The organism is Mesorhizobium sp. M0185, from assembly GCF_040322175.1.
Taxonomy (GTDB): Bacteria; Pseudomonadota; Alphaproteobacteria; order Rhizobiales; family Rhizobiaceae; genus Mesorhizobium.
In genome coordinates, this window is record NZ_JAMYSY010000053.1 from 14969 (window position 1) to 37778 (window position 22810).

Below are 22810 nucleotides of genomic sequence, written 5' to 3' on the forward strand. Positions count from 1 at the left end.
AAGCACGAGGTGCTCAGCCATGTATCGCAATTTCGCGCAGCGGATCGCCGCCGTCGATGAACAGCCGGCCTTGCGCGGTCAACGCCGCCTTGAGCCGTCGCAGGGCAATTTTTCCTGCTTCGGGATGACGCCCGTCCAGCGCGCCGACGCGCACCGCAACGGCAATGTCGAAGTGCTTCTCATCGGCCTCCAACTCGAAATCCTCGATGGCGACCTGGCGAAGGCTCAGCCGGCCTGCCGCAATCTCGGCGCGCGAGGCGGCCCCGGCCTGCGCGATGGCCTTGGCCGAGCGGTCGATCGCCAGCACGTGCCCACCGCCGATCCGGCGCGCGATCTCGCGCGCTGCAGCACCCGGTCCGCAGCCGATCTCCAGCACTCGCATGCCCTGCCGCAAGGGCAGCGCATTGACGATCTCCAAAAGCCTTGGCGACAAGTCGTTCGCCATACGCTCTTCTCCAGCTTTTTCGCAATCCGAGATTAGCGACCGCGGCCGGCGACGGGAAGGCCGAGAGACGCGGGCATCGCCGATGTGTTCAGCTGGTATGTTCAGTTGGGTGCTGCTTGAGCAGGGGGCATGATCGACATCGAAGAGGTCGACGATCCGGTCTCGACCGCGGGCGACCGTGCGGACCCCGAGCGGCCCGGCGTCGTTGACCTGAGGGGTAGGGAGGGAACTGGCGCCGAGCCTAACCGGTTGGGGGGTAGATCACCGGCCGTTTATGTGTATACGCTCAAGCTAATATAAGAGCAAGCTAATGTTGTGCGTCAGCGATATTGGACGATTGTTCTGATCAGTGGCCGGTTGTGGCTTCCTGCCGCGCCCTCCAACCCGGCCAAACACCGCTTATTGCCTTCAAGTCCTGGCTCCAATGCTGTACCCCGGCCCGAAATTCAAGGAGCCTGCGATGACCTCACATCCCGACATCCCCGACGCCAGCATGGCGCTCGATGCGGCCGGCGTGGCAGCCGATGACCGGCGCGCTCGCGAGGCGGATGCCGCATGGCGGGACGATGTTCGCGAGGGCGTGCGGTATGTAGGCGATCTGGATTCGCTGCCGCTGTCGCCAGCCGAGCGGGCGGCGGCCGAAGCCGCGGCCACGCGCCACAAGGTTCGCATTCCCAAGGCCTATCTAGACCTGATCGACTGGAACGACCCCGCCGATCCGATACGGCTTCAGGTCATCCCGTCGCCCGACGAACTGGCAGAGCAGGAGGGCGAACTCGACGATCCGATCGCCGACCACGCCTTCAGTCCCGTGCCTAGATTGACGCATCGACATGCCGACCGGGTTCTGTTGTTCCCGACCTATCAATGCGCGGTCTATTGCCGGTTCTGCTTTCGCAAGGAGCAGCTGACGTCGATCGGCCGCGGCTATACGCGCGAAGCTCTCGACGAAGCCTTCGCCTATATCGCGGTCCATCCGGAAATCCGCGAGGTGATCCTGACCGGCGGCGACCCGCTGTCGCTGCCGGATAGGGCGCTGGCGGAAATCCACGCCCGTGTCGAGGCGATCCAGCATGTGCGGCTGTTGCGCATCCACACTCGCGTACCCGTCGCGCTGCCGTCGCGCGTCACTGGCGGGTTGATTCAAGCCTTGCAGGGCCGGCTGATGGTCACTGTCGTCACCCATTTCAACCATCCACGCGAAATCACGGAGGCGACCGAGCGGGCCTGCCGCGCGTTGCGGCAGGGCGGCTTCGTGCTGCTGAACCAGAGCGTTCTGCTGAAAGGCGTGAACGATACGGTCGAGGTGCTGGAAGAGCTGTGCCGCGAGCTGATGTATCGCCTTGGCGTCAAACCCTATTATCTGCACCACGGCGATCTCGTGCGCGGCATGGCGCACCGGCGCACCACGATCGCCGAGGGCCAGGCGCTGGTCAGCGCCTTGCGTGCGCGCCTGTCGGGCATCTGCAATCCCGTCTACGTGCTGGACCTGCCGGACGGCGGAGGGAAAGTCCCGCTCGGCCCGTCCTATCTCGAGGCGCGCGAAGCGGAGACGTGGCGAATACGTGCGCTTGATGGGGCGGTGAGGGCGTATAGGGAGGTTGCTGGGGAGTAGGGGACGCGCAGCCGCTGTCCAAGCCAGCCCACCTTGGTGACCTGACATGCAGCCCTTGATCACGGAAGCATGCGTTAACTGCTGTTCTATTTGGTGCTTGCGCAATTGCTAAAATGGTGGAAATGTTGGTGCGGGGTAATGGGTTAGGGGAGTTCGTCCCGTCTGTAGCGAGTTCCGGGGCGGCGCAGAAAAATCATGAACTTTCCACAGTTCCTGGTGGGGCTGACCACCACATCGTCCATCGTGGCGATCTCGACTTACTTTGCGACGGGTTCAATCTGGAAGACGCTGGCCTGGACGATCTTGACCTTGATCGTCATGCAGGTTGGATATTTCCTGTTCGTCGTCCGGTTGATCTACGGATCCGGGGCGAAAAGCGCGGAGGCAAAGCCGCGGCGTCTGAGGGCTGTGCCGCCGAACCGTCGAGGTCGCGTTCAGCTTATGTAGTAATGTCCCATATAGATATCATGGTCTAGACAGGACATGTTCGGTTCTGGGAATGTGCATTGGACGTTCCGCTAGTTTAGTCAACTAATATATATCGCCCAACTCATATCGTCGTTTTTGGGCTAGCGGGAAAACCTGCCTGCTGTTTGTACGACGGTGCCTAAGGCCACATTTTACAACCGGCTGGCAAGCTCCCTTTTGTTGATGCCAGCTTAAATCCGGCTGGTGTTTTCGATGGGCCGTTGAGGCTATAAAGCCGTTCAACCGGGCGGCATCGAGATGCATTTCGGCCGGTCGAGAGGGTTGTGGTGATCGACGGAACGCCGAACGTGATCTTGCTGATCGGTAGCGCCCCCGATGTCGTGCGCTGCGCCGCCTGGCCCAAGCAGGCCTTCGGCAAGATCGTCGCCATCAACAACGCCTGGCGCGTGCGCCCCGACTGGGATTTCCTCGTCCATGCCGGCGATTTCCCGGCGGAGCGGATGCCGCAAGGCGGTCCCCTGCAGCAGGCGCAGATCTTCAGCGCCTCGCATTACGTGCCGGCGCAAAACAGCTTTGGTGGCTTCGTCTATGCCGGCGGCACCATGTCGATGACGGCGGCCTACTGGACGATCCACAGTCAGAAGCCGGACGTGCTGGCATTCCTTGGCTGCGACATGATCTACGACCAGCCCGGCAACACGCATTTTTACGGCGTCGGCCGCGCCGATCCGCTGCGCAACGACGTCACCCTGCGCAACCTCGAGGCGAAGTCGGCCCGCCTGCTCATCCATGCGCTTCGGCGCGGCTGCCTGTGCGTCAACCTATCCGACCTGCCGCGCAGCCGGCTGGTCTTCCCGCGGCTGACGCTCAATGAACTCGGCGCGCTTTCTTCCTCGCAGCTTTCGGAAATGAAGGCCGAGATGCTTGCCGGCCTGCGGCTCGATCAGGCGGAGGAGGCCGACAGGATCGAGAAGGAACTCGGCTATTTCTTCGAAGACGGCATGTACTGGAAGCACCTCGACAAACTCGACGAGAAATTCCTGGCCAACATCGACCGGCTGTGGATGGCGGCGGTGAAGGCGAGCTTGAGCAGTCGGCCGAAGCTGCCAATCTCCCCTACAAGGCGGGAGATCGGCGCGTCGTCCGCTTAGCTTTTGGCCGCCGCGAGCTTGTCTTGCGTCTTGGTCTCGAAATCGCTGGCGTCATGGCGCTCGTGCAGCTGCATCGAAGGCTCGCCGAAGGTGCGGTTGACCATGCGGCCGCGCTTGACCGCCGGCCGCGCGTCGATGGCGTCGGCCCAGCGCTGCACGTTCTTGTACTGCTCCACCTGCAGGAACTCGCCGGAATCGTCATACATACGGCCCTTGGCCAGCCCGCCATACCAGGGCCACACCGCAATGTCGGCAATCGTATAGTCGCTGCCGCCTAAATACTCGCTTTCGGCGAGGCGTCGGTCGAGCACGTCCATCTGCCGCTTGGTTTCCATGGCGAAGCGGTCGATGGCATATTCGATCTTCGTCGGCGCATAGGTGTAGAAATGGCCGAAGCCGCCACCGAGATAGGGCGCCGAGCCCATCTGCCAGAACAGCCATGACAGGGTCTCGGCGCGAGCCGGCCGCTCCGTCGGCAGGAATTCGCCGAATTTTTCGGCAAGGTAGAGCAGGATCGAGCCGGATTCGAAGATGCGGACCGGCTTTTTCCCACTGCGATCCATCATGGCCGGGATCTTCGAGTTGGGGTTGACCTCGACGAAGCCGCTGCCGAACTGGTCGCCGTCGTTGATCCTGATAAGCCAGGCGTCGTATTCGGCGCCGCTGTGGCCGAGCGCCAGAAGTTCCTCCAGCATGATCGTCACCTTGACGCCGTTCGGTGTCGCCAGCGAATAAAGCTGCAGCGGATGCTTGCCGACCGGCAGTTTCTTGTCATGCGTCGGGCCGGCGGTCGGCCGGTTGATGCTGGCGAAAGCGCCGCCATTTGCCTTGTTCCAGGTCCAGACTTTTGGCGGCGTGTATTGGTCCGTTGCGTAGTCGTTCATTTGGGAGGCCTTTGGAAGGGTTGGGTTGGGAGGATATCAGATATCAACGTGGGTAATGGCGGAGGAACTTTGCATAGGGCAGCTTGGGATAGCCGTAGGTACAGATAGGGCTGCCGGCGCTGTTGCAAAACCCCGGCGCGAACGGCGCGGCGCCGGTCCACGCCAAAGCCGGCGCCACCTCTTGCGCCTGATCACCTGCGCCATACCTATAGCCCATATCAGCCTGCGAACATTGCCAGGAACCAAAGCATGAATATCGAACCCCTTTTGCGATCCATCGTGGCCGTCCGCGCCACCGTGCCAGAGGACGCCTTCACGGCAAATACACTTGGCACCCGCCGCGAGGGCAGTGGCGTGGTCATCCGCGGCGACGGGCTGGTACTCACCATCGGCTATCTCATCACCGAGGCCGAGGAGGTCTGGCTGGCCGACCAGGACGGGCGCGTGGTTCCCGCCCATGCGCTCGCCTACGACCAGGAGTCGGGCTTCGGCCTGGTGCAGGCGCTTGCGCCGCTCGGGCTGCCCGCCATTGCGCTCGGCGATGCGTCCAGGGCCAAGATCGGCGATCCCGTCGTGCTCGCCGACGGCGTCGGCCGCTCCGTGCGGGCGCGGATCGTCACCAAGCAGGAATTCGCCGGCTATTGGGAATATCTGCTCGACGAGGCGATCTTCACGGCGCCGGCTCACCCCTCATGGGGTGGCGCCGGCCTCATCGGCGCGGATGGCAGGCTGCTCGGCATCGGTTCGCTGCGCCTGCAGATGAGCCGCAACGGCGAGGTCGCCGACATCAACATGGTGGTGCCGATCGATCTTCTGCCGCCCATCCTCGACGATCTCCTGACGCGCGGGCAGGTCGCCAGGCCGCCGCGGCCGTGGCTCGGCGCCTTCTCGGCCGAGAGCGACGGCAAGGTCGTGGTGATGAGCGTCGCCGAGGGCGGTCCAGCCGCCCAGGCGGGCCTTCGCCAAGGCGATGTCATCTCGGATGTTCGCGACACGGCGGTCGATGGGCTTGCCGATTTTTATCGCAAGCTTTGGAAGAGCGGCCCGGCGGGTGCCGAGATCCCGCTCCGGGTGCTGCGCGATGGCCGCGAAACCTGGCTGCGCGTCAAGTCCGCCGATCGCAACAGCCTGCTGTGGAAGCCGCCGCTGCAGTGAGGCAACCGAAACCTCTCACTCTCCGCAAGCGCTGAAGCCAGTGCCCGGGGTCCATTCCGCGAACGGGATGACCTTGCCTTCGACCGATACGGTCGCTTGCCTGGTGGTGCCGTCCGCCAGCTTCTTGCTGCTTTTGCCCTTGCCGGTCAGCACATTATAGTCGCAGTCGCCGGCAACATTGTCGTCCATGTAGTCCCAATACTCGTAGGCGAAACCGGCGACGACGAACGTGCCGTTGCGCCAGGCGAGCGTCAGCGTCTTGTTGGTCCGCTCGCTGCCGATCTCCATCGCCGGAATATAGAGCTTGATCGAACCGTTGGGGAGCGTAGTGAGTTCGGGCTCGGTGTCGGATGTGGCGGGGCCCGGCCGGTCGTAATCCTTCCATTCCCCGTCAATCTGATCATGCACGATCCCGGCAGGTTTTAGAAAATCGCCATCGCGATCTTTGAGGAAAAAATACAGGTCCATGGGATGGCCGGGCTCGGTCTCGACGATCATCGCCAGATCGGCGGCGCCGTCGCCGTTCCAGTCGCCGGTCGCCGCCGTGATGATCTTCTGCGTCTCGATCGGTTCTGCCAGTGCGGCGGCCGGCAGCAGCAGGACCAGACCGAATATTGTCGATCGCATGTAAAATCCTCTTAGCCTGGGCAGGCCTGAGACGCACGCGCTTCTCAGGAGGCCCGGCTCTGCCGCGTCTCGGAACGGCTCGTCTCGTTGAGCAGCCGGCAGAGCGAAACCGCTTCACGACGGCTCAGGCCGATCAGCGCGATTTCCGAAAATTGCGCCGGCAGATCGTGAACGATGTCCCACACCATCCAACGGCCGTTCGGCTCCATGACACATTCGTAGCGCAATAATTGTTCCTGCATCCGACCCCCGGCTTTGCTCACCGGACTGGTACAGCGTCGAGGTAAATGAGTTGTTGCGCTGCGCGAGTATTCCGCGGCCGTCAAAACCAGGCGTTGAATCCCCACAGGGGCGAACCCGACAGGTCACGGCTGACGGTGCCGATACTCTCGACAAGGCGGCAGGGCAGGGACGCTTCCGGCGTGAACGGCGGCCGCCGCCAGAATTGGATCAGGCGTTGCGGCTCGCCATATGCGCGTCGAGCTTCCTCCTCGAGGGGCCGTAACGCTTGATGATGGTCGCGGCCTCGCTTTGGGGTATGCCGTATTTGCGGGCAAAGGCAGCGACCTCGTAAGGCTCTTCGCCTGAGACCAGTTTGCGATCCTGCTTGGTCTTGGATTTGTCGTCGGCCATGGCGTCCTCCATCACATCTGGTCGTTATAGGGCTCCTTGGTCCGGCCGACCATCCTGGCCAGTTCGGCAAAGGACGGCACGCCGGTTTCACCCTGGGCATTGTTGGCCGCCTGCAGCAGCCTGAGCGGAAAGCAGACGGCGTCGCGGTTGGATGGCGACATGTCTTCATAGAGACGCTCGTCGCTGGTCATCGCCGCCTCGGCCCGGCGCAACGCCATGTCGACCTCGTCGACCGACAGTAGGCCCTTGTGGACCAGCGCGTTGTTGACGGCCGCGATCGCCATCATCAATCCTTCGAGCTGGAGATTGGCGACGTTCATCGTCTTGCGTCCTTGCCAGGCTTCTTGGCGGTGGCCTTGCCGTCTGGCCGGATCGCTGCGCGCGGCGGGTTCTGGCCCTCCGAATGCAGGGTCCTGTCGTCGAAATCGTCAGCCGGCCTGGTCAATCCCATGCCGCCGGGAGGTGGCTTGTTGCCGGCCGCATCCTGCGAAAATTCGTCGGCCGCGTCGGGGCTCGTCTTTGCCGGATATTTCCTCGCTCCGGTCTCGTAGCGGTTCGGGTCGTCGGCCATGTCCTGTGCTCCCGTTGCAATGAGCAGATAACTTTCATGCGGCGGCAGCGGTTCCGTGGCGAAATCGACCTTCGCAATCTGTCGGGTTTCGTGCATTCTTGTGCATGCCAACGATGCTTCGCTCCGACGCGCCAGCAAAATGCTGCTCCTACTGCGGCGGGCGCGACCACGACTACGAGGATTGCCCGAAGCGCAAAACCGATGCCGAACGGCAGAAGGAGACGCCAGGCAACGCGTCCCAGCCCGCTGCCGCGGCTGGAGGGGAAATCCGCCAGCCGGCCTGAACCACCCCGCCGGTCCGGCCGGCTGGCGCGAAGGTCCTTCCATATCCAGAGGATTGCAATGCCGCCACTATTGTGGGCAAAGCAGCACGGGCAATCAGGTTGGGGTGGGGTGATGACCGAAACGCAAGGCAATTCAAGCCGTCCGCAGGGCAAGCCGGGGATGGCATCGGGGTCGATCGGTTCCGGCCTGATCGCACTCGTCATCGTGGCGCTCGGCGTCTTTGCGCTGTTTGGATCCTGGTACACGATCGATCAGGGCGACCGCGGCGTGCTCTTGACCAACGGAGCGCTGAGTTCGGTCGTTGATCCCGGACTGCATTTCAAGCTGCCGTGGCTGCAGCGCGTCGAGAAGATCAGCCTGCGCCAGCAGGTGCTCAAATGGGGCTGCGAGAACCAGAACGATTGCAGCGGCCTGCCGGCCATGCAGGCCTATTCGCGCGACCAGCAGCCGGCCGACATGCGCGTCACCGTCAATTTCCACGTGCCGGCCGCCGAGGTCAGCAACGTCTACACCAATTACGGGTCGATCGAAGCGCTGGCCGACCGTGTCATTGCCAGGAAAGCACCGCAGGAGATCAAGACGGTGTTCGGCCAGTACGACGCGGTGTCGGTTATCCAGAACCGGGCGAAGTTCAACAAGGACGTCGCCGAGGCCATCGCGGCGGTAACCGACGGGCCGGTGATGATCGACAGCGTGCAGGTCGAGAACATCGACTTCTCCGATGCCTACGAGCAGGCGGTCGAAGCCAGGATGACGGCGCAGGTCGAGGTGCAGAAGCAGGAACAGAACCTGCAGCAGGAAAAGATCAAGGCCGATATCGCCGTCACCCAGGCCAAGGGCCGCGCTGACAGCGTCAAGGCCGAAGCCGAGGCCAGCGCCTACAAGACCAGGGTCGAAGGCGATGCGACCGCGGGCGCCATCAAGGCTCGCGCCGCCGCAATCGCCAACAATCCGCTGCTGGTCGAACTGACCAAGGCGGAGAGATGGAACGGCGAATTGCCGAAGTCGATGATCCCGGGCTCGACGGTACCGTTCCTCGAACTCAGCACGCCTGCCGCGACATCGAACTGAGGCGCGGCGCAAACCAGATCAGGGCGGCGGCGCGATAACCGTCCTGGTGCGGTTACGGCTGAAGCACGGCGCCTCGGGCGATTGCCTGCGTTTGACTTAGAAAAGCTGTCAGCAGCTCCATTCCCGCCGGCCAGTCGCCGAGCCCGCTGTCGCCATTGATGTGGCCAAGCGGTCCGGCGATATGGAGATCGCTGCCCCATCGCTCGGATTTCGCCCTGGCATAGTCCAGCGAGCCGTAGGGATCGTTGGTGCTCGCGACAATCAGCGACGGAAAGCGAAGCCGTTGTTGCGGTGCGTCGGCGAAGGCCCGGGCGGAGGAGGGGAAGGCCGGCGACGCAGGGTCCGGAACCGCGACCAGCAACGCGCCGGCGATAGAGCGGGGGGAGATCCGCTGCCAGTGTACGACGAGCAGACAGCCGAGGCTATGGGCGACGAGCACCGGCGGTGTCCTTGCCTGGCATACAGCGGTTTCCAGCGCAGCCACCCAGTCGTCGAGGTCCGGCGCGTCCCAACTCGCCGGGTTGAACCGCCGCATCGCCGGGTTTGCCTGCTGCCAACGTGTCTGCCAGTGGGCTTTGCCCGATCCGCCGATGCCCGGCACAATGATGAAGTCGGTCATGCGAAGCCCTTTTTTCCTGATGCAGCGCGTGCAATTCTAGGTCTTCTCCCAGGTGGCGGAATGAGAGATCATCGGAAAGCAGCGACGAAATCCGATGGATTAAAGGGCGATCATGCGGAACGGCGATTATCGGCCAAGGCTCGACCCCACCGATCTGGCGATCATTGAGATCATGCAGGAGGATGGTCGCATCGGCATCTCCGAGCTTGGCCGCCGCGTCGGACTGTCCCAGCCCGCCACCTCGGAACGGGTGAAGCGGCTGGAGGAGCGCGGCGTCATCACCGGTTACAAGGCGGTGATCAATTCGGCAGCGCTCGGGCTCGGCACCATGGCGGTCATCCGCCTGCGCACCACGCATGAGCATATCCAGGCCTGCCTGAAGAAGTTCGCCCAATTGCCGGAGGTGGTCGAGGTGCTGCGGGTGACCGGCGAGGATTGTTTTCTGGTCAAGGTCGTGGTCCCGTCACCGCCCGATCTTGAAAGCATCGTCGACAGCATCGGCCACTACGGCACGGTGACGACAAATGTGGTTCTGCGCGCCGAGCAACCGAAGCGGCTGGGACGCGAATTGATGACCAGGGCCTGACCGGTCTATCGCTTGGTCGGCGTATGCCCGACGGCATTGGCGAACGAGATGCCGCCCTTGATCTCGCGCATCGCCATCGAGGTGATCGTGCGCCGCACGCCGGGCAGCCGGCTGAGCTCCTCGCGCAGCATCCTGTCGAGCGCCATCATGTCGACGGTGACGATCTGCAGGAGATAGTCGGCCTCGCCAGTCGTGGCGTGGCAGCGGCGGATCAGCGGATGCTTTTTGACCGCCGCCTCGAAGGCGTCCGACAGTTCGAAATCGATCGACACCTGGATGAAGGCTTCGATGCCGAAGCCGAGCTTGGCCGGGTCGATCCGGGTCGAGTAGCCGCGGATGACGCCGGCGTCCTCAAGCGCCTTGACCCGCTTCCAGCACGGTGTCTTGCTCAAGCCGACCTCATCGGCGAGCGCGGCAAAGGAGATGCGGGCCTCGCGTTCGAGCGCAGCTATGATCTTCCGGTCGACCGCATCCAGCATCATTCGTTCTTCCAATCTGCTTCAGCGGCAATTTTCGTCCTTCGTTTCCCGCCACTCGAATAACAGAAAGGGACAATGTTCGGCAAGAAAGCGATTAGACTCGGGCTGGGATCCAACAAACGCCTGCGGCCCAACGGCCGCGGCAAGGAGCATGGCCATGGACAAGCAGGACTATTATGCCCGCATCGAAACGCCTGAGATGCGCGACTATGGCGTCTACCTCAAATGCGACAGGCTGCTTGCCTGCCAGAAGCCGCTGGCCGAGATGGTGAATGCCGACGAGCTGCAGTTCCAGATCGTTCATCAGGTCGAGGAGCTGTGGATGAAGCTCATCGCCTATACGCTGGTCGATGTCGTTGATTTCCTGGAAAAGCAGGACACGCATCGCATCGTCACGCTGATGGGGCGCGTGCACCGGCTGATGCGGCTGATGACGGCGCAGCTCGACCTGCTCGAAACCATGTCGCCCAAGGAGTACCAGCAGATCCGGCTGCAGCTCGGCAATGGCAGCGGCCAGGAATCGCCGGGTTTCAAGCAGCTGCTGCGCCTGCCGCCCGATCTGTGGCGGGCCTTCAAGGCGTCGTACCTCGACGACCGCGGCCTTTCGGTCGAGGATGTCTACGATACCGGCTACGATCACGGCGACAGCTATGTCGTTGCCGAAGCGCTGATCGAGTTCGACGAGCTGTTCCAGAAATTCCGTGCCAACCACCTCTATCTCATCCACCGCACGATCGGCCTCGGCGCGAAATCGCTGAAGGGCCGGCCGGTCGAATTGCTGGAAGCCGGCGCCCGCCACCGCTTCTTCCCGGAGCTCTGGGACATACGCTGGGCGATGACCGACCGCTGGGGCAGCCAGTATGGAACGGTACGGGAGCCGATCAGCCGGGCGAAGGCTGCGGAATAGAGCCAGGCTTGGGTTCCTCGCCCCGCGCGAAGCTGGGGGAGAGGTGGCCGCCCACGGGTCTTGCCTTCGGCAAGCCCGGGGACAGGCTCCGCGGCCGGAGAGGGGCCTTTTCTTTGCCGGCGCCTCTCCGTCGCGGCTTCGCCGCCCCACCTCTCCCCCATGAATGGGGGCGAGGAACCCTGGTCTTGCGAGGCCTTCTCGCTACGCGCTTGTATCTCTCAGGTTTTTCGGGGGATGATGTCGGGCTTGCGGCTGGTGGTGCGTCCTTGGGGCACAACCATCGTAACTCTTGGGAGGACGTCATGACCTTGGAAACCGCTCAATCAACCGTTCAGTCGCCGTGGCAGACCGCGGCAATCCTCGTCGCCCGCCTGATCTTCGCCGCCGTCTTCCTGATGGCCGTGATCTTCAAATTCGTCGATATCGGCGCCACCGCCGGCTATATCGCGGCGGCCGGGCTTCCATTCCCGCTCTTCCTGGCCTGGTGCGCAGCCCTGCTCGAGGTCGTCCTCGTTCTATGCTTCCTGACCGGCGCCTTCTTCTCATGGGCAGCACTCGTCGCCGGCGCCTATGTGCTGTTCCTCGGCTTTGCCTTCCACGGGCCGTCGCACTGGGCCGGCAACCAGGCGGAGTTCGGCTTCTTCGTCGATCACTTCACCTTCCTGGCCGGGCTGCTGTTCGCCGCCGTGCACGGGCCGGGCAGGGTCCTGGCGCTGAGGCTTGGCAGGGGATGATCCCCAACCTCGGATCCGGCGTTCTCATAAAGGCGCTTAGAAGGGTGGCTGCGACAATGGCGGTCGGGTCTATGACCGCGACCAGGGCCAGATCGGCAGCACGATCCGCACCAGCATCGTCGTGACGATCGAGAACGGCCGGATACCGTCATTCAGGCCATCGCAGGTCGCGCGCAATAAAAGCGACAGCTAAAGTACGAGCGTTCGAGGTTTATGCTTTTTGTAGATGCGCCTGCATTCCCTCTGTACTTCCAACATTCGGCGGGCTAAGCAAGACGCGGGTCTTGAGGGGGAATTCATGAACATCGCCACGCGTTTTGCTGCCGCCATGATCGGCACGTCTCTGCTTGCCGGCTGCACTACCTTGACCGAAGGCGAATTCAACACGATGCATACCACGCTTGAAGGCAGCCCTGTCACCAAGCGCGTGGCGATCAACGAATGCATTGCACGCGAGAGGTCCACGCCGCTCAACGAAAGAAAGACTTACGCAGCAATCATGAATGTCAGTGTCGCAAAATACGATAGCGCCTTTTGTAACCGGCTCTTTAATGCCGTTGCTAATGGCAGGCTGACTTACGCCGACTACCGCAGGCTTTCCTCGCCGGGGGCCGACAGCAGCAAGTTGATCAAGATCCTGCAGGGCCGCTAGCAGGCGCCGCCAGCAGTCTTGCCACCCCGCCGCGGCAAGCCGTTGTCGCGGCGTCAGTTATGATCGCCGCGTCACATCTGGTCGTTGTAAGGTTCCTTGATCTGACCGACCATGCGCGCCAGTTTCGAGAAGGACGGCATGTCCGTCTCCGGCTGACATTGATTGGCCAACTCCAGCAACCGGATCGGGAAGTTGACGGCATCGCGGCTCGACGCCGACATGCCTTCGGACCTTTCCTCGTTGGTCTCGCTGGCTTCGGCCTTGCGCAAGGCGATGTCTATCTCTTCGACGGAGACCACGCCCTTGCGGACCAGGACCTGATTGATCGATGCGATGGCCATCAGCAGGCCTTCGAGTTGCAGATTGGCGACGTTCATGGCTTTTGCTCCCATTGGCTGGGGTTCAAACGCGCGAATGCCTGTTCTGATCCGCGGCTGCGGCTGCTCGTCGGCCGGTGAGATGCCTCGGCAAATGGAGGAAGCGCCAATTGCCGACGCTGCGTTCGCGCCCACAAAGTGGCTGGCGGGCAACGCGAGGCGCCGAAGAGAATTCGGTTCTTTTGTCGCAACGCCACATTTTGTTCTTGCTTTGTGCCGGCAGCTATGCTACTAATTTGGGTATGGTGCTAATTGGCTCCAACGACCCGCCCACAGAGGCGGGTTTTTGTTTTCAGGCTTCTTTTTGATCGAACGTCGCTTGTGTTGCCGGCTTTAAGTCGGCGGGACAGCGCCCGGGACAGTACCCCCCTCTGGCCTGCCGGCCATCTCCCCTCAAGTGGGGAGATTGGCGGTTTCGGCGTTGCGCTCTTCCTGCAACGTTGGAGATTGGCGAAAGCCGGCGCGAAAGCCGATCTCCCCCCAAGTGGGGGAGATGTCCGGCAGGACAGAGAGGGGCGCGAAGGAATGCAGCCTAGCGGTCTTCTTGGAAGGTCAATCGGGAGGCGGACAAGGCGAGGCGCTGAACGGAATTCGCATTTTTCTGCCGCCGTGCCACATTTTGTTCTTGCTTTGTGCCGGCAGCTATGCTACTAATTTGGGTATGGTGCCAATTTGGCTCCAACGACCCGCCCGCCGAGGCGGTTTTTTTGTTTCAGGCCGGTTTGGAGACGATCACGGCGAGCGAGGCGAGTTTTCCGTCACTCAGGCTTCGGATGTAGTTGCGGCGGCGCTGCAGGAATTCCGCGCCCATGACGACTTCATTTGCCTGCTGCTGCGCCGGCGAGGGCACGATGCCGGAATTGGCCCTCTTCAGCGCCAGCTCAACATGTTCGCCGGTTTCGTCGACGATTTCGTCGATGCGAAATCCGGCATCGACAAACAGGGTTTTCAATTTTTCCCGATCGGCGAGGTGGCTGGTCGCCGCAGAAACCGCCCAGGGCATGGGATAGTAGGGCTCGCCGCCGGCGAGCACGGCTTCGGTCCAGATCAGCCTGCCTCGCGGTTTCAGCACGCGCCAGGCCTCGTCGATGACCGCGGCCTTGTTCTCGATGTTCATGCCGACATAGAAGCAGATCGCCGCATCGAAGGTGCTGTCGCCAAAAGGCAGTTTCGTTGCGTCGGCCTGATGGAAGCGAACCTTGTCAGACAATCCGCTGAGTGCGGTCAGTCGGCTCGACGCGGCGACAAAGGCTGGTGTCAGGTCGATGCCGTCGACCTGGCAGCCATAGGTCGAGGCCAGAAACCTTGCCGGCCCGCCAATGCCGCTGCCGATATCCAGGATCCTATCTGTCGGCGAAGGAGCAAGACGGGCCACATGCTCCCGCGTGGCGATCAGTTCGCGGCCATGGAGCTGATCGAACGGATAGAGTTGCGCGGCCGCGAGTTTTCCGGCCGGGTCGGCGTCCGGGATCGCGGCCAATATGCGATCGACGATGCCGTCGCTGCCGTAGTGACTGGTGACATTGCCCATGACGCGTTCCCCTCAAGCGCAACCACCATCCCATCAACACAAGTCTCACGCAATGCCCGCCCTTTTCGCCCCTCCTTCCAGCCGTTCACCGACGAGGGTGCGAGGTCGTCAGTGGATTTTCTTCCACTACGCCACATTTTGTTCTTGCTTTGTGCCGGCAGCTATGCTACTAATCTGGGTATGGTGCCAATTGGCTCCAACGACCCGCCCGCCGAGGCGGGTTTTTCATTTCGGGCTCCTGTTCGACCGAATGTTGCGTGTGCTGCCGAGGTATGTCGGCGCGAATGAACGCGACCGACTATCCCGGTCCGCAACCACCTATCGTCCAGTGCGCCCACCCCAGAGAACACCCCATGTCCAACCGTTATGCCACCATCATCACCGACGATGACGGCCGCGAGGTCGTCAGCGCCATTGGCGAGTTTGCCGGCGCCGCACCCTATGCCCGCCATGGCCGCTTCGAGCAGGTGGCCGCAGGCGTGCGGATCGGCATGGTGCGCGGCGGTACCGGCGATGCGGTCGGCGGCTTTGGCTTCCCGTCGGGAGCACTCGACGGCAAGGCGGTGGCAATTCTCAGGGCAAGGCTGAACGCCTTGCCCGACGCCGCTGCGATGAAGCCCGGCACGACGACTGATGCGAAACCCGCAAGCCAGCCGCGGAAGCCGAAGTCGGCACTCGCCGGCAAGAAGGCCAGGCCGCGCAAGCGCATCGTGCGGCCAGGCAACAAGAAGCCGATGTCCGCCGGGACGGCGGAGTAGGGCATGGCCAAGGCTCCTTCCGCCGGCGATCCCCAGCCGCACGATCAAGCACCCGGCAGCCGAACCAGGCGGCCGAAGAAGACGCTGGCCGATGGTTTCCTCGAAGCGATCCGCGCCGATTTCCGCGCCCATGGCGCTGGCGTCATCGCCGAGGTGCGCGCCGAAAAGCCCGATCAGTATCTGAAGCTCGTGCTGTCGGTGCTGCCCAAGGATCTTAATGTCAACATCAACAATCTGGATGCATTGAGCGATGACGAAATCAGGCAGCGCATCCGCGGCCTCGAAGCCGTCCTTAGGCCGTTCCTCGAGAAGCCGGGCTTCGCAAAAGGCCTCGCACAGCCGGGCGGCAAGGACGGAATATCTCAGCCTGCTGGCGGAGCTGGACCGCAGGCGCCGCACTAACCAGCTTGCCGCCTATCGGCCCTATCCCCGGCAGGCCGAGTTCCATGCAGCCGGCGCGACCAATCGCGAGCGCCTGTTCATGGCCGGCAACCAGCTCGGCAAGACCAGGGCCGGCGGCGCCGAATGGGCGATGCATCTCACCGGCCGCTATCCCGACTGGTGGCAAGGCAAGGTTTTCGATTGTCCGGTTCGGATGTGGGCGGCCGGTGTCACCGGCGAAAGCACGCGCGACAACCCGCAGCGCATCCTGATCGGCCCGCCGCAGCAGCAGGCGGCCTGGGGCACCGGCATGATCCCGGCCGACGCCCTCGTCAGCACGATGGCGGGACGGGCGCCGGGCGCGCTCGACAGCGTCGTGGTGCGCTGGGGCGGCGGCGGCGACGTCCAGGCCGGTGAATCGGTGCTGTCGTTCAAGAGCTACGAGAAGGGTCGCGAGAAATGGCAGGGCGAAACGCTGCACGGCGTCTGGTTCGACGAGGAACCGCCGCTCGACATCTATTCCGAAGGGCTGACCCGCACCAACGCCACCGGCGGCATCACCATCGTCACCTTCACGCCGCTGCTCGGCATGAGCGATGTGGTGCTGTTGTTCTTGTCGGCGGAGGAGGTGGGAGGGATGGGCAAGGGCTAGCATTGCAGAACTTGGGTTCCTCGCCCCACAAAGTGGGGAGAGGTGGCCGCGCAGCGGCCGGAGAGGGGACTTTGGCAAGCACCAGACGCTGGCTCTCTCGATTGTTGTCTGCACAGGTCGGCGCAATTCCCCTCTCCGTCTCGGCTTCGCCGAGCCACCTCTCCCCACTCCGTGGGGCGAGGAACCCAGGCTTTTGACCGACCGCGTCATATTCTTTGTCAAACAACATCATCCGTCCAGCGCCTGCCACCACGATTCAATGCCGCGAGGGCGCACAATGACCCGCCACGTCACCTTCATGACCACCGACGATGCCGGACACTACACGCTGCGCCGAGATCATCGCGGTTGCCAAGTCACGATCCGAAACTAGACTGACTGCGTTGGGCGGGAGATCACGACTATGAATAGGCGGATGGTGTTCATCGGCGGCCTGTCTTCAATTGCAGTATCATCAGCGGGCAGAGCAGAGATGTCAGCGACCTTTCCTCCTGTCCCGAAATGGCGGCCATCGTTTTCGCAGCCCATCGATCGCATCGAAGAGCGCTTTGGCTACTACTTCAACCAGGAGCGTGACTTTGCCATCCTTGAAAACGGCACCTGTGTGCTGACGGAGGCTGGTCTTTCCGATGGCGCTGCATCCTTGGCAGCCATCCAGACGCTTGCCGAGATCTACAACTACCACCCGGACATGAAACCGTCTGATATGGACGATGGCAATTTGTTGGTCAGTTACAATCATCCTGCCTTCAACGTCGTGCTGACCGACATTGCCAAGGCGCATTGGCCAGAGATCGAGGCTCGCCACCAGGACGGACTGACGACCGACGAGGTGTTGTTCACGCCGCTCGGGCAGAACGTATTCGATGATTTTGGCAAAAAGGCGCTGCTAGGCCGGTGCTACATGTTCATGGATGCACAGGCGCCGAAAGTCGTGCGCATCAAACGTCGGGCGATCTGATCCCGACTTTTCGACCGGCTCCGTGGCAGGTGTTCCGAGCGATGCAAACGGAGCCGCGAGGCGGGGCATTGAAGCGCGCACCCGCCCACCACGATTCAATGCCGCGAGGGTGAAAAACAATGACCCGTCACGTCACCTTCATGACCATCGACGATGCCGAGCACTATACGCCGCAGCAGCGCGCCGAGATCATTGCCGCCTATCCGGCGCATGAGCGTGAGGCGCGGGCCAAGGGCATTCCGGTGCTCGGCTCCGGCCGCATCTTTCCGGTGGCCGAGGAGCTGATCGCCTGCGAGCCGTTCCGGCTGCCGCGCTATTGGCCGCGGCTCGGCGCGCTCGATTTCGGCTGGGACCATCCCTCGGCCGCGGTCGAGCTTGCCTGGGATACCGAGGCCGACGTCGTCTATGTCACGAAGGCCTGCCGCGCCTCGCAGCAGACTCCCGCCATGCAGGCGCTGACGCTGAAGCCGTGGGGCGAATGGCTGCCCTTTGCCTGGCCGCGCGACGGTCGTCGCGAGACGCTGGAAGGGGCGGGCACCGCACTTGCCAGGCAGTATTCAGCACATGGGCTCAACATGCTCGCCAGCCATGCGCAGTTCGCCGACGGTTCCGTCTCTGTCGAGGCTGGGCTGATGGAGATGCTGGACCGCATGCAGAGCGGCCGCTTCAAGGTGTTTTCGACGCTTTTGCCCTGGTTCGAGGAGTTCCGGCTCTATCACCGCAGGGATGGCCAGGTGGTGAAATTGCGCGACGATCTGATGGCGGCCACCCGCTACGGCGTGATGATGCTGAGGGAGGCGCAGGTCGACCCGGCGGTGTTCAAGGCCGCGCGGCGCAAGGCCGGGCAGGCCGATCCGCTGGGGGCGTTTCGGTGAGGAAAATCGGGAGGGAGGCAATGCGCTCCGGCTCCGATTGGAAAACTGTAGTGAACGTCCGTGGACGTGGTGTAGCATCGAATGATCCCGCTCAAGGGACGCATCGGCGTGGCCTCACGGGGGCGTTCGCCGATAGGGGAGGCTCAGATGCAAGACGGAATTTCTCCAGACCACATACTGCAAATTGGCTTTGGGTTCTGGCCAGCCAAGACATTGTTGAGCGCCGTGGAACTGGGACTCTTCTCGCTGCTTGCGGACGGCCCCAAAACGGGCCTCGAACTGCAAGGCGCGATGGGGCTGCATCCGCGCGCAACGTATGATTTTCTCGACACCCTCGTCGCGCTCGGATTGCTGCAGAGGGACGGCGCCGGTGAAACCGGCAAATACGGCAATACGCCATCGACCGCGCTGTTCCTGGTCAAGCGGAGCCCCCAATACATCGGTGGAATCCTTGAGATGGCGAACGCACGACTGTATCGGTTCTGGGGCGATCTCACACCGGCATTGCAAACCGGAAAGCCTCAAAACGAGATCAAGGAGACAGGCAAGTCGATGTTCGGCGAGCTCTATGCGGACCCGGCGCGCCTGGAGCAGTTCATGGACGCGATGAGCGGCATCTCCATGGGCAATTTCACGGCGTTTGCCGAGAAATTCGACTTTTCCAAATATAAGACGCTGGCCGATATAGGCGGCGCAACCGGGCAGCTTTCGGCCATCGTCGCGGCGCGGCATCCGCATATGCAATGCCGGACGTGCGATCTCGCCGATGTGCAGCCGATCGCCGAACGGCGCTTGACGGAGCGCAATCTCGGCGGCCGGGTCATCGCCGAGACGATCGACTTCTTCGCGGACGAATTCCCCAAGGCGGACATCATCACGATGGGAATGATCCTTCACGACTGGAATCTCGAGAACAAGAAGATGCTGATCGCCAAGGCCTATCGTGCATTGCCGACCGGCGGCGCGCTGGTCGCCATCGAGAACATCATCGACGATGAACGCAGGCAAAACGGCTTCGGTCTCATGATGTCGCTGAACATGCTGATCGAATTTGGCGAGGCGTTTGACTTCACCGGCGCCCAGTTCACCGAGTGGTGCAAAGAGGCAGGGTTTAGTCGCTGCGAGATTATTCCGTTGGCGGGACCTGCAAGCGCAGCAGTGGCTTACAAATAGAGGCTTGGCACCCGCGCGCAGTTCGCCGACGGTTCGGTCTCCGTCGAAGCCGGGCTGATGGAGATGCTCGACCGCATGCAATCAGGCCGCTTCAAGGTGTTCTCGACGCTTTTGCCATGGTTCGAGGAGTTCCGGCTTTATCACCGCAGGGACGGCCAGGTAGTGAAGCTGCGCGACGATTTGATGGCGGCGACCCGCTACGGCGTGATGATGCTGAGGGAAGCGGTGGTCGACCCGGCTCTGTTCAAGGCCGCGCGGCGGAAGGCGGGGCAGAGCGATCCGCTGGGGGCGTTTCGGTGACGATGCTTGCGTTTATGCACGCCCGGCGGCAAAACGACGATGTAGCGGCAACATCATATTAGGGGGGCAATATGGAATCGGAAAACTCGCTGCTCGGGATATTCATCTCCTGGATGCCGATGCTGATTTATCTCGCAGCAAGCCTTTGGGTAACGATCTGGCTCACCTTCAAGCTGATCCGCGTTCAACAGGCGATGGTGCAGGCGCAGGAAGGCATTCTCGCCAAGCTGACCGAGATCGACAGCCGGATGTCCGCGAAGATACGCCAGGACTGAGATTCGCGGCGGACGCATAGGACGAAGCGCCGAAAAGCTTAGCCGGGCTCCTTAGCCCATTCGCCGCCGCTGCCATGATAGGTCTCTGCGGAGAGCAAGAAAACCTGTGCGCAGGTCGTGCAGCGAAAGCGGTAACGAAGCAGATCGTCCCATGGTCCATCCGGGTTGAGATCCGAAAGCGGGATGACACTCGACATAGGACCACCCGGTACTTCCTGCAGAATACCGTCGCGTATGGCCTCTTTGGCCATCGTGATCGCCGCCGCGAGACGACCGGTGCTAAAGATCGTACGGGTCTCCTCGATCGGCGCGCAGTTACTACAAGTCATGCGCTTGTTCCCATAGGTACATCCACAAGTCACAGGCCAAGGAAATCCAGACGGCAAAGAGAGTCAATCTAGCTTGGCGCCTCGTTTCCCTAGGGCTCTCCGCTTCGCAGCGTGCCGGAAAGTGACCCAACATGATCCTCCGCATCATTCCCGCCACTTTGCGCGACCTCTCCTACATCGCTGCCAACCTCCGGCTCGAGGACCGGGCCGAGATCGATTGCCAGTTCGACCACTGGTCGCCGGCGCTGCTGGCGTTGACGGCGCTGCAGGGGTTTGCCTATGTCGCCGAGCTCGACGGCAATCCGGAGGCCGGCTTCGGCGCTGCCGAGCAGCGCAGCGGGCTGTGGATCGCCTGGAGCTGGGGCACGCGCCGCATGAGGCGCTGCGTGCCTGGGATTACGGAATTCTTTCATGCCGTGCTCGGGCCTGAAGTTGCCGCGCGCGGCGCATGGCGGGTCGAGGCGCGAGCGCTGGCGGCCAATCAACTGGGGCTGCGCTGGCTTGCCCGGCTGGGCGCCACGCAACGCTGCCGCCTGCCGGGCTATGGCAGGAACGGCGAGGATTTTCTGCTCTACGACTGGATAAGAAGCTCTCATTTCGGAGAAAACCATGTGTCTTTTTCAAAAGCCGCCGGCGCTGAAGCCGTTGCCAAAGACACCGACCATTGCCGACAAGGACGTACAGGCGCGCGAAGCCGCCTTGCGGGCCCAGCTTGCGGCCAATGACGGCACTGCCGGCACGGTGAAGACCGATCTGTCGCCCAGTGAGCTCACCGGCCAGCGCCGCGTGCTGCTGGGGGTGTGACATGGGCGCCATGAGAAGAGTGTTCCGCAACCGCGTGCTCGCTTGGTGGTACTGGCGCCGGCATGCAAGGTTGAAGAAGAGATAGACGGGAGCTTGCCTGCCGGGATCGCGTAAGCCGCGATCCTTCGCGCCCCGGGTGTTCAAGTGCATGCCTCTACAATTGCCCTCCGGTGTTCCGCGTTTTCCGTAACAGCACAGCGCAAATCGTGTTCCTTCCGCACGGTTGACATTCCTCCCTCAGCCGCCATGCTGCATTGCAACATGGCCATCGAGGAGTTCGGCATGACGGAGGTCCGGTCATCGCGCATCGAGTGCCTGGACGGGCTTCGGGCGCTTGCCGCGATCTGGGTGCTCATCGGGCACTGCTTGTTGTTGACCGGCTGGCAGATTCCTATTCTCGGCGAACCGGACCTCGGCGTCGATCTGTTCATCATGCTGTCCGGCTTCCTGATGGTGTTCCACTACCAGCTGCGCCAGGACAAGGAGCCCTGGCAAAGGCCGGAAACCTGGCTGAAATTCTGGACCCGCCGCTATTTCAGGATAGCGCCGCTGTTCTACGTCATGCTGTTCGCTGCCCTGGCGCTTGGCCCCTATCTCTACGGGTCGAGAATGGTCATCGACGAGTTCCTGCTGCGGTCGCCGCAGGCGCCCGAGCGTTATCTCGACAGCGGCCTGAAGAATATCGGCGCCCATCTGCTGTTCCTGTTCGGCCTGGTGCCGAATTTCGCCTATCGCACGCCGCTGCCCGATTGGAGCCTAGGCTTGGAGATGCAGTTCTATGCGCTGTTCCCGGCCATTATGCTGCTGGTGCGCAGGCTTGACTGGCTATGGGCGGCCATGCTGGTCGCGGCGATCGGCAGCGCGATCGTGTTCTTGATGGGACAGTTGTCGGTGCACTTTCCGATGCCGTCGTTCCTGCCGTTGAAGATGCAGATTTTCCTGTGCGGGATGCTGCTGGCGGGCGTCGTCCATCAAAGGCAGAAGCGGCCTTTCGTGCATCTGGCACTGGCCATGCTGCTGGCGGCGCTGCCGTTCGGCGGCGGCTATGGGCTGAGCAAGCTGTTGATGCGGGAAGCGCTCGTCCTGGGGTTCTTTGCCCTGGTTCTCTACCGGATGCTGCCGGGAACGATGGGCATCGTGGCCAGAAAGATCGCCATGACGCTCGCCAACAGGTTCTTTCATTTGATGGGTGAGCTTTCCTTCAGCATCTATTTGATCCATCTGCTGGTTCTCCAGCCGGTGGCGGCTCTGGTCATCACCCAGTTCGGCCACGAGCTGTCGGCGCCGTTGCGCTTCGCGGTCGTTGTTGTCGTCGTCTTGCCGGTGGTGTGCCTGCTGTCCTGGATCACCTATACGCTGATCGAAGTACCCGGCCAGAAGATGGGGCGTTTCGTGGTGCAGCGCTTTGGGCGCAAAGCCGCGCTGGAGACGACGCCGGCGGAATAAGGCGCTGCCGATCTCCCCCCTGTTTGGACCGGAGACATCGCGAACAGGTGTGCGAGGACATCGCGAACAGTGCTCCATGCTATCTCTCGACGAGGTTGAGGTCGA

30 protein-coding genes and 2 pseudogenes are annotated in these 22810 nt (G+C 62.5%); 20 read left to right on the plus strand and 12 right to left on the minus strand.

The genetic code is table 11. The features are described from left to right. Positions 1-13 precede the first annotated feature (13 nt). Positions 14-445 carry an SAM-dependent methyltransferase gene (locus tag NKJ20_RS28575; protein WP_352453694.1) on the minus strand — a complete coding sequence of 144 codons (432 nt, stop codon included), beginning with the start codon at positions 443-445 and terminating at the stop codon, positions 14-16. Positions 446-574: 129 nt separating this feature from the next. Here NKJ20_RS28575 and NKJ20_RS28580 point away from each other — a divergent pair, with 129 nt between their 5' ends. The 4 genes from NKJ20_RS28580 to NKJ20_RS28595 all read left to right on the plus strand — a co-directional run bounded on the left by NKJ20_RS28580 (position 575) and on the right by NKJ20_RS28595 (position 3640). Further along, complete coding sequence (locus tag NKJ20_RS28580; RefSeq protein ID WP_023675693.1) at positions 575-745, plus strand: hypothetical protein; 171 nt, start codon at positions 575-577, stop codon at positions 743-745. Between the two features lie 193 nt (positions 746-938). After that, positions 939-2060, plus strand: coding sequence for a KamA family radical SAM protein (locus NKJ20_RS28585; protein WP_502894977.1), 1122 nt, complete (start codon positions 939-941; stop codon positions 2058-2060). Between the two features lie 195 nt (positions 2061-2255). Beyond that, complete coding sequence (locus NKJ20_RS28590; protein ID WP_352748693.1) at positions 2256-2507, plus strand: exopolysaccharide production repressor protein; 252 nt, start codon at positions 2256-2258, stop codon at positions 2505-2507. A 308-nt stretch (positions 2508-2815) separates the two neighbouring features. Next, on the plus strand, positions 2816-3640 hold the full coding sequence (locus tag NKJ20_RS28595; protein WP_352748695.1) for a hypothetical protein: 825 nt from the start codon (positions 2816-2818) through the stop codon (positions 3638-3640). Here NKJ20_RS28595 and yghU read toward each other — a convergent pair. Next, positions 3637-4524 (minus strand): glutathione-dependent disulfide-bond oxidoreductase, encoded by an 888-nt coding sequence (gene yghU / locus NKJ20_RS28600; RefSeq protein WP_352748698.1) that lies wholly within the window; start codon positions 4522-4524, stop codon positions 3637-3639. The two genes, NKJ20_RS28595 and yghU, sit on opposite strands and share 4 nt — an antisense overlap. Positions 4525-4773: 249 nt before the next feature. Between yghU and NKJ20_RS28605 the strand changes: the two genes are divergently transcribed. Next, a complete protein-coding gene (locus tag NKJ20_RS28605) occupies positions 4774-5679 on the plus strand; it encodes a S1C family serine protease (RefSeq protein WP_023675699.1) in 906 nt (301 codons plus the stop codon). 15 nt (positions 5680-5694) lie between these two features. Here the strand turns inward: NKJ20_RS28605 and NKJ20_RS28610 are convergent, their stop codons facing one another. From NKJ20_RS28610 to NKJ20_RS28630, 5 genes are all read right to left on the minus strand, one after another. After that, entirely contained in the window at positions 5695-6306 is a 612-nt protein-coding gene (locus NKJ20_RS28610; protein WP_352748700.1) for a hypothetical protein, read from the minus strand. Between the two features lie 44 nt (positions 6307-6350). Then, positions 6351-6533, minus strand: a complete 183-nt coding sequence (locus NKJ20_RS28615; RefSeq protein ID WP_245274654.1) for a hypothetical protein — start codon at positions 6531-6533, stop codon at positions 6351-6353. Between the two features lie 223 nt (positions 6534-6756). Further along, positions 6757-6939 carry a DUF3606 domain-containing protein gene (locus NKJ20_RS28620; RefSeq protein ID WP_023675702.1) on the minus strand — a complete coding sequence of 61 codons (183 nt, stop codon included), beginning with the start codon at positions 6937-6939 and terminating at the stop codon, positions 6757-6759. A gap of 11 nt (positions 6940-6950) precedes the next feature. Beyond that, positions 6951-7259 carry a hypothetical protein gene (locus NKJ20_RS28625; protein WP_023675703.1) on the minus strand — a complete coding sequence of 103 codons (309 nt, stop codon included), beginning with the start codon at positions 7257-7259 and terminating at the stop codon, positions 6951-6953. Then, complete coding sequence (locus NKJ20_RS28630) at positions 7256-7606, minus strand: hypothetical protein (RefSeq protein ID WP_352748702.1); 351 nt, start codon at positions 7604-7606, stop codon at positions 7256-7258. The genes NKJ20_RS28625 and NKJ20_RS28630 overlap by 4 nt, the downstream gene beginning before the upstream one ends. A 300-nt stretch (positions 7607-7906) precedes the next feature. Here NKJ20_RS28630 and NKJ20_RS28635 point away from each other — a divergent pair, with 300 nt between their 5' ends. Then, the gene (locus NKJ20_RS28635) at positions 7907-8866 is read left to right on the plus strand and encodes a prohibitin family protein (protein ID WP_352453702.1); all 960 of its coding nucleotides are present in this window, start codon (positions 7907-7909) and stop codon (positions 8864-8866) included. Between the two features lie 52 nt (positions 8867-8918). Here the strand turns inward: NKJ20_RS28635 and NKJ20_RS28640 are convergent, their stop codons facing one another. Beyond that, positions 8919-9485, minus strand: a complete 567-nt coding sequence (locus NKJ20_RS28640) for an RBBP9/YdeN family alpha/beta hydrolase (RefSeq protein ID WP_352453703.1) — start codon at positions 9483-9485, stop codon at positions 8919-8921. Between the two features lie 112 nt (positions 9486-9597). Between NKJ20_RS28640 and NKJ20_RS28645 the strand changes: the two genes are divergently transcribed. Beyond that, positions 9598-10071, plus strand: coding sequence for an Lrp/AsnC family transcriptional regulator (locus NKJ20_RS28645; protein WP_352453704.1), 474 nt, complete (start codon positions 9598-9600; stop codon positions 10069-10071). Between the two features lie 5 nt (positions 10072-10076). Here NKJ20_RS28645 and NKJ20_RS28650 read toward each other — a convergent pair whose 3' ends face one another. Beyond that, on the minus strand, positions 10077-10553 hold the full coding sequence (locus NKJ20_RS28650; protein WP_352708716.1) for an Lrp/AsnC family transcriptional regulator: 477 nt from the start codon (positions 10551-10553) through the stop codon (positions 10077-10079). A gap of 154 nt (positions 10554-10707) precedes the next feature. On the opposite strand from NKJ20_RS28650, the gene NKJ20_RS28655 reads away from it, so the two are divergent. From NKJ20_RS28655 to NKJ20_RS28665, 3 genes are all read left to right on the plus strand, one after another. Then, on the plus strand, positions 10708-11457 hold the full coding sequence (locus NKJ20_RS28655; RefSeq protein WP_352748705.1) for a tryptophan 2,3-dioxygenase family protein: 750 nt from the start codon (positions 10708-10710) through the stop codon (positions 11455-11457). A 302-nt stretch (positions 11458-11759) separates the two neighbouring features. After that, positions 11760-12191, plus strand: coding sequence for a DoxX family protein (locus tag NKJ20_RS28660; protein ID WP_352748706.1), 432 nt, complete (start codon positions 11760-11762; stop codon positions 12189-12191). A gap of 298 nt (positions 12192-12489) precedes the next feature. Next, entirely contained in the window at positions 12490-12843 is a 354-nt protein-coding gene (locus NKJ20_RS28665) for a hypothetical protein (protein ID WP_352465355.1), read from the plus strand. Between the two features lie 71 nt (positions 12844-12914). Here NKJ20_RS28665 and NKJ20_RS28670 read toward each other — a convergent pair whose 3' ends face one another. Both NKJ20_RS28670 and NKJ20_RS28675 read right to left on the minus strand, forming a co-directional pair. Further along, on the minus strand, positions 12915-13220 hold the full coding sequence (locus tag NKJ20_RS28670; RefSeq protein ID WP_352472199.1) for a hypothetical protein: 306 nt from the start codon (positions 13218-13220) through the stop codon (positions 12915-12917). Positions 13221-13932: 712 nt separating this feature from the next. Continuing rightward, positions 13933-14751 (minus strand): class I SAM-dependent methyltransferase, encoded by an 819-nt coding sequence (locus NKJ20_RS28675; protein WP_352748710.1) that lies wholly within the window; start codon positions 14749-14751, stop codon positions 13933-13935. A 353-nt stretch (positions 14752-15104) separates the two neighbouring features. Between NKJ20_RS28675 and NKJ20_RS28680 the strand changes: the two genes are divergently transcribed. The 8 genes and pseudogenes from NKJ20_RS28680 to NKJ20_RS28715 all read left to right on the plus strand — a co-directional run bounded on the left by NKJ20_RS28680 (position 15105) and on the right by NKJ20_RS28715 (position 20126). Continuing rightward, positions 15105-15509: a hypothetical protein gene (locus NKJ20_RS28680; RefSeq protein ID WP_352748712.1), complete on the plus strand. Its 405-nt coding sequence runs from the start codon at positions 15105-15107 to the stop codon at positions 15507-15509. A 3-nt stretch (positions 15510-15512) separates the two neighbouring features. Beyond that, a complete protein-coding gene (locus NKJ20_RS28685) occupies positions 15513-15911 on the plus strand; it encodes a hypothetical protein (RefSeq protein WP_352748715.1) in 399 nt (132 codons plus the stop codon). Next, a pseudogene (locus NKJ20_RS28690) lies at positions 15889-16506 on the plus strand (terminase large subunit domain-containing protein); the annotation flags it as partial. The gene NKJ20_RS28685 and the pseudogene NKJ20_RS28690, both read left to right, overlap by 23 nt. A 439-nt stretch (positions 16507-16945) precedes the next feature. Beyond that, a complete protein-coding gene (locus tag NKJ20_RS28695; RefSeq protein ID WP_352748717.1) occupies positions 16946-17503 on the plus strand; it encodes a hypothetical protein in 558 nt (185 codons plus the stop codon). A gap of 119 nt (positions 17504-17622) precedes the next feature. Continuing rightward, a complete protein-coding gene (locus tag NKJ20_RS28700) occupies positions 17623-18378 on the plus strand; it encodes a phage terminase large subunit family protein (RefSeq protein ID WP_352748718.1) in 756 nt (251 codons plus the stop codon). 81 nt (positions 18379-18459) lie between these two features. Continuing rightward, entirely contained in the window at positions 18460-19551 is a 1092-nt protein-coding gene (locus NKJ20_RS28705) for a methyltransferase (RefSeq protein WP_352748721.1), read from the plus strand. Between the two features lie 3 nt (positions 19552-19554). Continuing rightward, a pseudogene (locus NKJ20_RS28710) lies at positions 19555-19851 on the plus strand (phage terminase large subunit family protein); the annotation flags it as partial. A gap of 71 nt (positions 19852-19922) precedes the next feature. After that, complete coding sequence (locus NKJ20_RS28715; protein WP_023675723.1) at positions 19923-20126, plus strand: hypothetical protein; 204 nt, start codon at positions 19923-19925, stop codon at positions 20124-20126. A gap of 38 nt (positions 20127-20164) precedes the next feature. On the opposite strand, the gene NKJ20_RS28720 is transcribed toward NKJ20_RS28715, so the two are convergent. Continuing rightward, positions 20165-20455, minus strand: a complete 291-nt coding sequence (locus tag NKJ20_RS28720) for a hypothetical protein (RefSeq protein ID WP_352501187.1) — start codon at positions 20453-20455, stop codon at positions 20165-20167. A gap of 131 nt (positions 20456-20586) precedes the next feature. On the opposite strand from NKJ20_RS28720, the gene NKJ20_RS28725 reads away from it, so the two are divergent. Continuing rightward, the gene (locus NKJ20_RS28725; protein WP_352748723.1) at positions 20587-21180 is read left to right on the plus strand and encodes a hypothetical protein; all 594 of its coding nucleotides are present in this window, start codon (positions 20587-20589) and stop codon (positions 21178-21180) included. Positions 21181-21541: 361 nt separating this feature from the next. Next, the gene (locus NKJ20_RS28730; RefSeq protein ID WP_352748725.1) at positions 21542-22705 is read left to right on the plus strand and encodes an acyltransferase family protein; all 1164 of its coding nucleotides are present in this window, start codon (positions 21542-21544) and stop codon (positions 22703-22705) included. The last annotated feature ends 105 nt before the right edge of the window (positions 22706-22810 follow it).

Excerpts from the sequence above, each read along its gene's own strand:
- NKJ20_RS28700 (WP_352748718.1), top strand. The coding sequence starts at position 17,623 with ATGACCCGTCACGTCACCTTCATGACCATCGACGATGCCGAGCACTAT.
- yghU (WP_352748698.1), bottom strand. The coding sequence starts at position 4,524 with ATGAACGACTACGCAACGGACCAATACACGCCGCCAAAAGTCTGGACC.
- NKJ20_RS28680 (WP_352748712.1), top strand. The coding sequence starts at position 15,105 with ATGTCCAACCGTTATGCCACCATCATCACCGACGATGACGGCCGCGAG.
- NKJ20_RS28605 (WP_023675699.1), top strand. The coding sequence starts at position 4,774 with ATGAATATCGAACCCCTTTTGCGATCCATCGTGGCCGTCCGCGCCACC.
- NKJ20_RS28650 (WP_352708716.1), bottom strand. The coding sequence starts at position 10,553 with ATGATGCTGGATGCGGTCGACCGGAAGATCATAGCTGCGCTCGAACGC.
- NKJ20_RS28580 (WP_023675693.1), top strand. The coding sequence starts at position 575 with ATGATCGACATCGAAGAGGTCGACGATCCGGTCTCGACCGCGGGCGAC.
- NKJ20_RS28675 (WP_352748710.1), bottom strand. The coding sequence starts at position 14,751 with ATGGGCAATGTCACCAGTCACTACGGCAGCGACGGCATCGTCGATCGC.
- NKJ20_RS28575 (WP_352453694.1), bottom strand. The coding sequence starts at position 445 with ATGGCGAACGACTTGTCGCCAAGGCTTTTGGAGATCGTCAATGCGCTG.
- NKJ20_RS28585 (WP_502894977.1), top strand. The coding sequence starts at position 939 with ATGGCGCTCGATGCGGCCGGCGTGGCAGCCGATGACCGGCGCGCTCGC.
- NKJ20_RS28695 (WP_352748717.1), top strand. The coding sequence starts at position 16,946 with ATGAATAGGCGGATGGTGTTCATCGGCGGCCTGTCTTCAATTGCAGTA.
- NKJ20_RS28635 (WP_352453702.1), top strand. The coding sequence starts at position 7,907 with ATGACCGAAACGCAAGGCAATTCAAGCCGTCCGCAGGGCAAGCCGGGG.
- NKJ20_RS28640 (WP_352453703.1), bottom strand. The coding sequence starts at position 9,485 with ATGACCGACTTCATCATTGTGCCGGGCATCGGCGGATCGGGCAAAGCC.
- NKJ20_RS28665 (WP_352465355.1), top strand. The coding sequence starts at position 12,490 with ATGAACATCGCCACGCGTTTTGCTGCCGCCATGATCGGCACGTCTCTG.
- NKJ20_RS28655 (WP_352748705.1), top strand. The coding sequence starts at position 10,708 with ATGGACAAGCAGGACTATTATGCCCGCATCGAAACGCCTGAGATGCGC.
- NKJ20_RS28620 (WP_023675702.1), bottom strand. The coding sequence starts at position 6,939 with ATGGCCGACGACAAATCCAAGACCAAGCAGGATCGCAAACTGGTCTCA.
- NKJ20_RS28660 (WP_352748706.1), top strand. The coding sequence starts at position 11,760 with ATGACCTTGGAAACCGCTCAATCAACCGTTCAGTCGCCGTGGCAGACC.
- NKJ20_RS28645 (WP_352453704.1), top strand. The coding sequence starts at position 9,598 with ATGCGGAACGGCGATTATCGGCCAAGGCTCGACCCCACCGATCTGGCG.
- NKJ20_RS28730 (WP_352748725.1), top strand. The coding sequence starts at position 21,542 with ATGACGGAGGTCCGGTCATCGCGCATCGAGTGCCTGGACGGGCTTCGG.
- NKJ20_RS28705 (WP_352748721.1), top strand. The coding sequence starts at position 18,460 with ATGATCCCGCTCAAGGGACGCATCGGCGTGGCCTCACGGGGGCGTTCG.
- NKJ20_RS28610 (WP_352748700.1), bottom strand. The coding sequence starts at position 6,306 with ATGCGATCGACAATATTCGGTCTGGTCCTGCTGCTGCCGGCCGCCGCA.
- NKJ20_RS28720 (WP_352501187.1), bottom strand. The coding sequence starts at position 20,455 with ATGACTTGTAGTAACTGCGCGCCGATCGAGGAGACCCGTACGATCTTT.
- NKJ20_RS28625 (WP_023675703.1), bottom strand. The coding sequence starts at position 7,259 with ATGAACGTCGCCAATCTCCAGCTCGAAGGATTGATGATGGCGATCGCG.
- NKJ20_RS28590 (WP_352748693.1), top strand. The coding sequence starts at position 2,256 with ATGAACTTTCCACAGTTCCTGGTGGGGCTGACCACCACATCGTCCATC.
- NKJ20_RS28630 (WP_352748702.1), bottom strand. The coding sequence starts at position 7,606 with ATGCACGAAACCCGACAGATTGCGAAGGTCGATTTCGCCACGGAACCG.
- NKJ20_RS28725 (WP_352748723.1), top strand. The coding sequence starts at position 20,587 with ATGATCCTCCGCATCATTCCCGCCACTTTGCGCGACCTCTCCTACATC.
- NKJ20_RS28685 (WP_352748715.1), top strand. The coding sequence starts at position 15,513 with ATGGCCAAGGCTCCTTCCGCCGGCGATCCCCAGCCGCACGATCAAGCA.
- NKJ20_RS28670 (WP_352472199.1), bottom strand. The coding sequence starts at position 13,220 with ATGAACGTCGCCAATCTGCAACTCGAAGGCCTGCTGATGGCCATCGCA.
- NKJ20_RS28715 (WP_023675723.1), top strand. The coding sequence starts at position 19,923 with ATGGAATCGGAAAACTCGCTGCTCGGGATATTCATCTCCTGGATGCCG.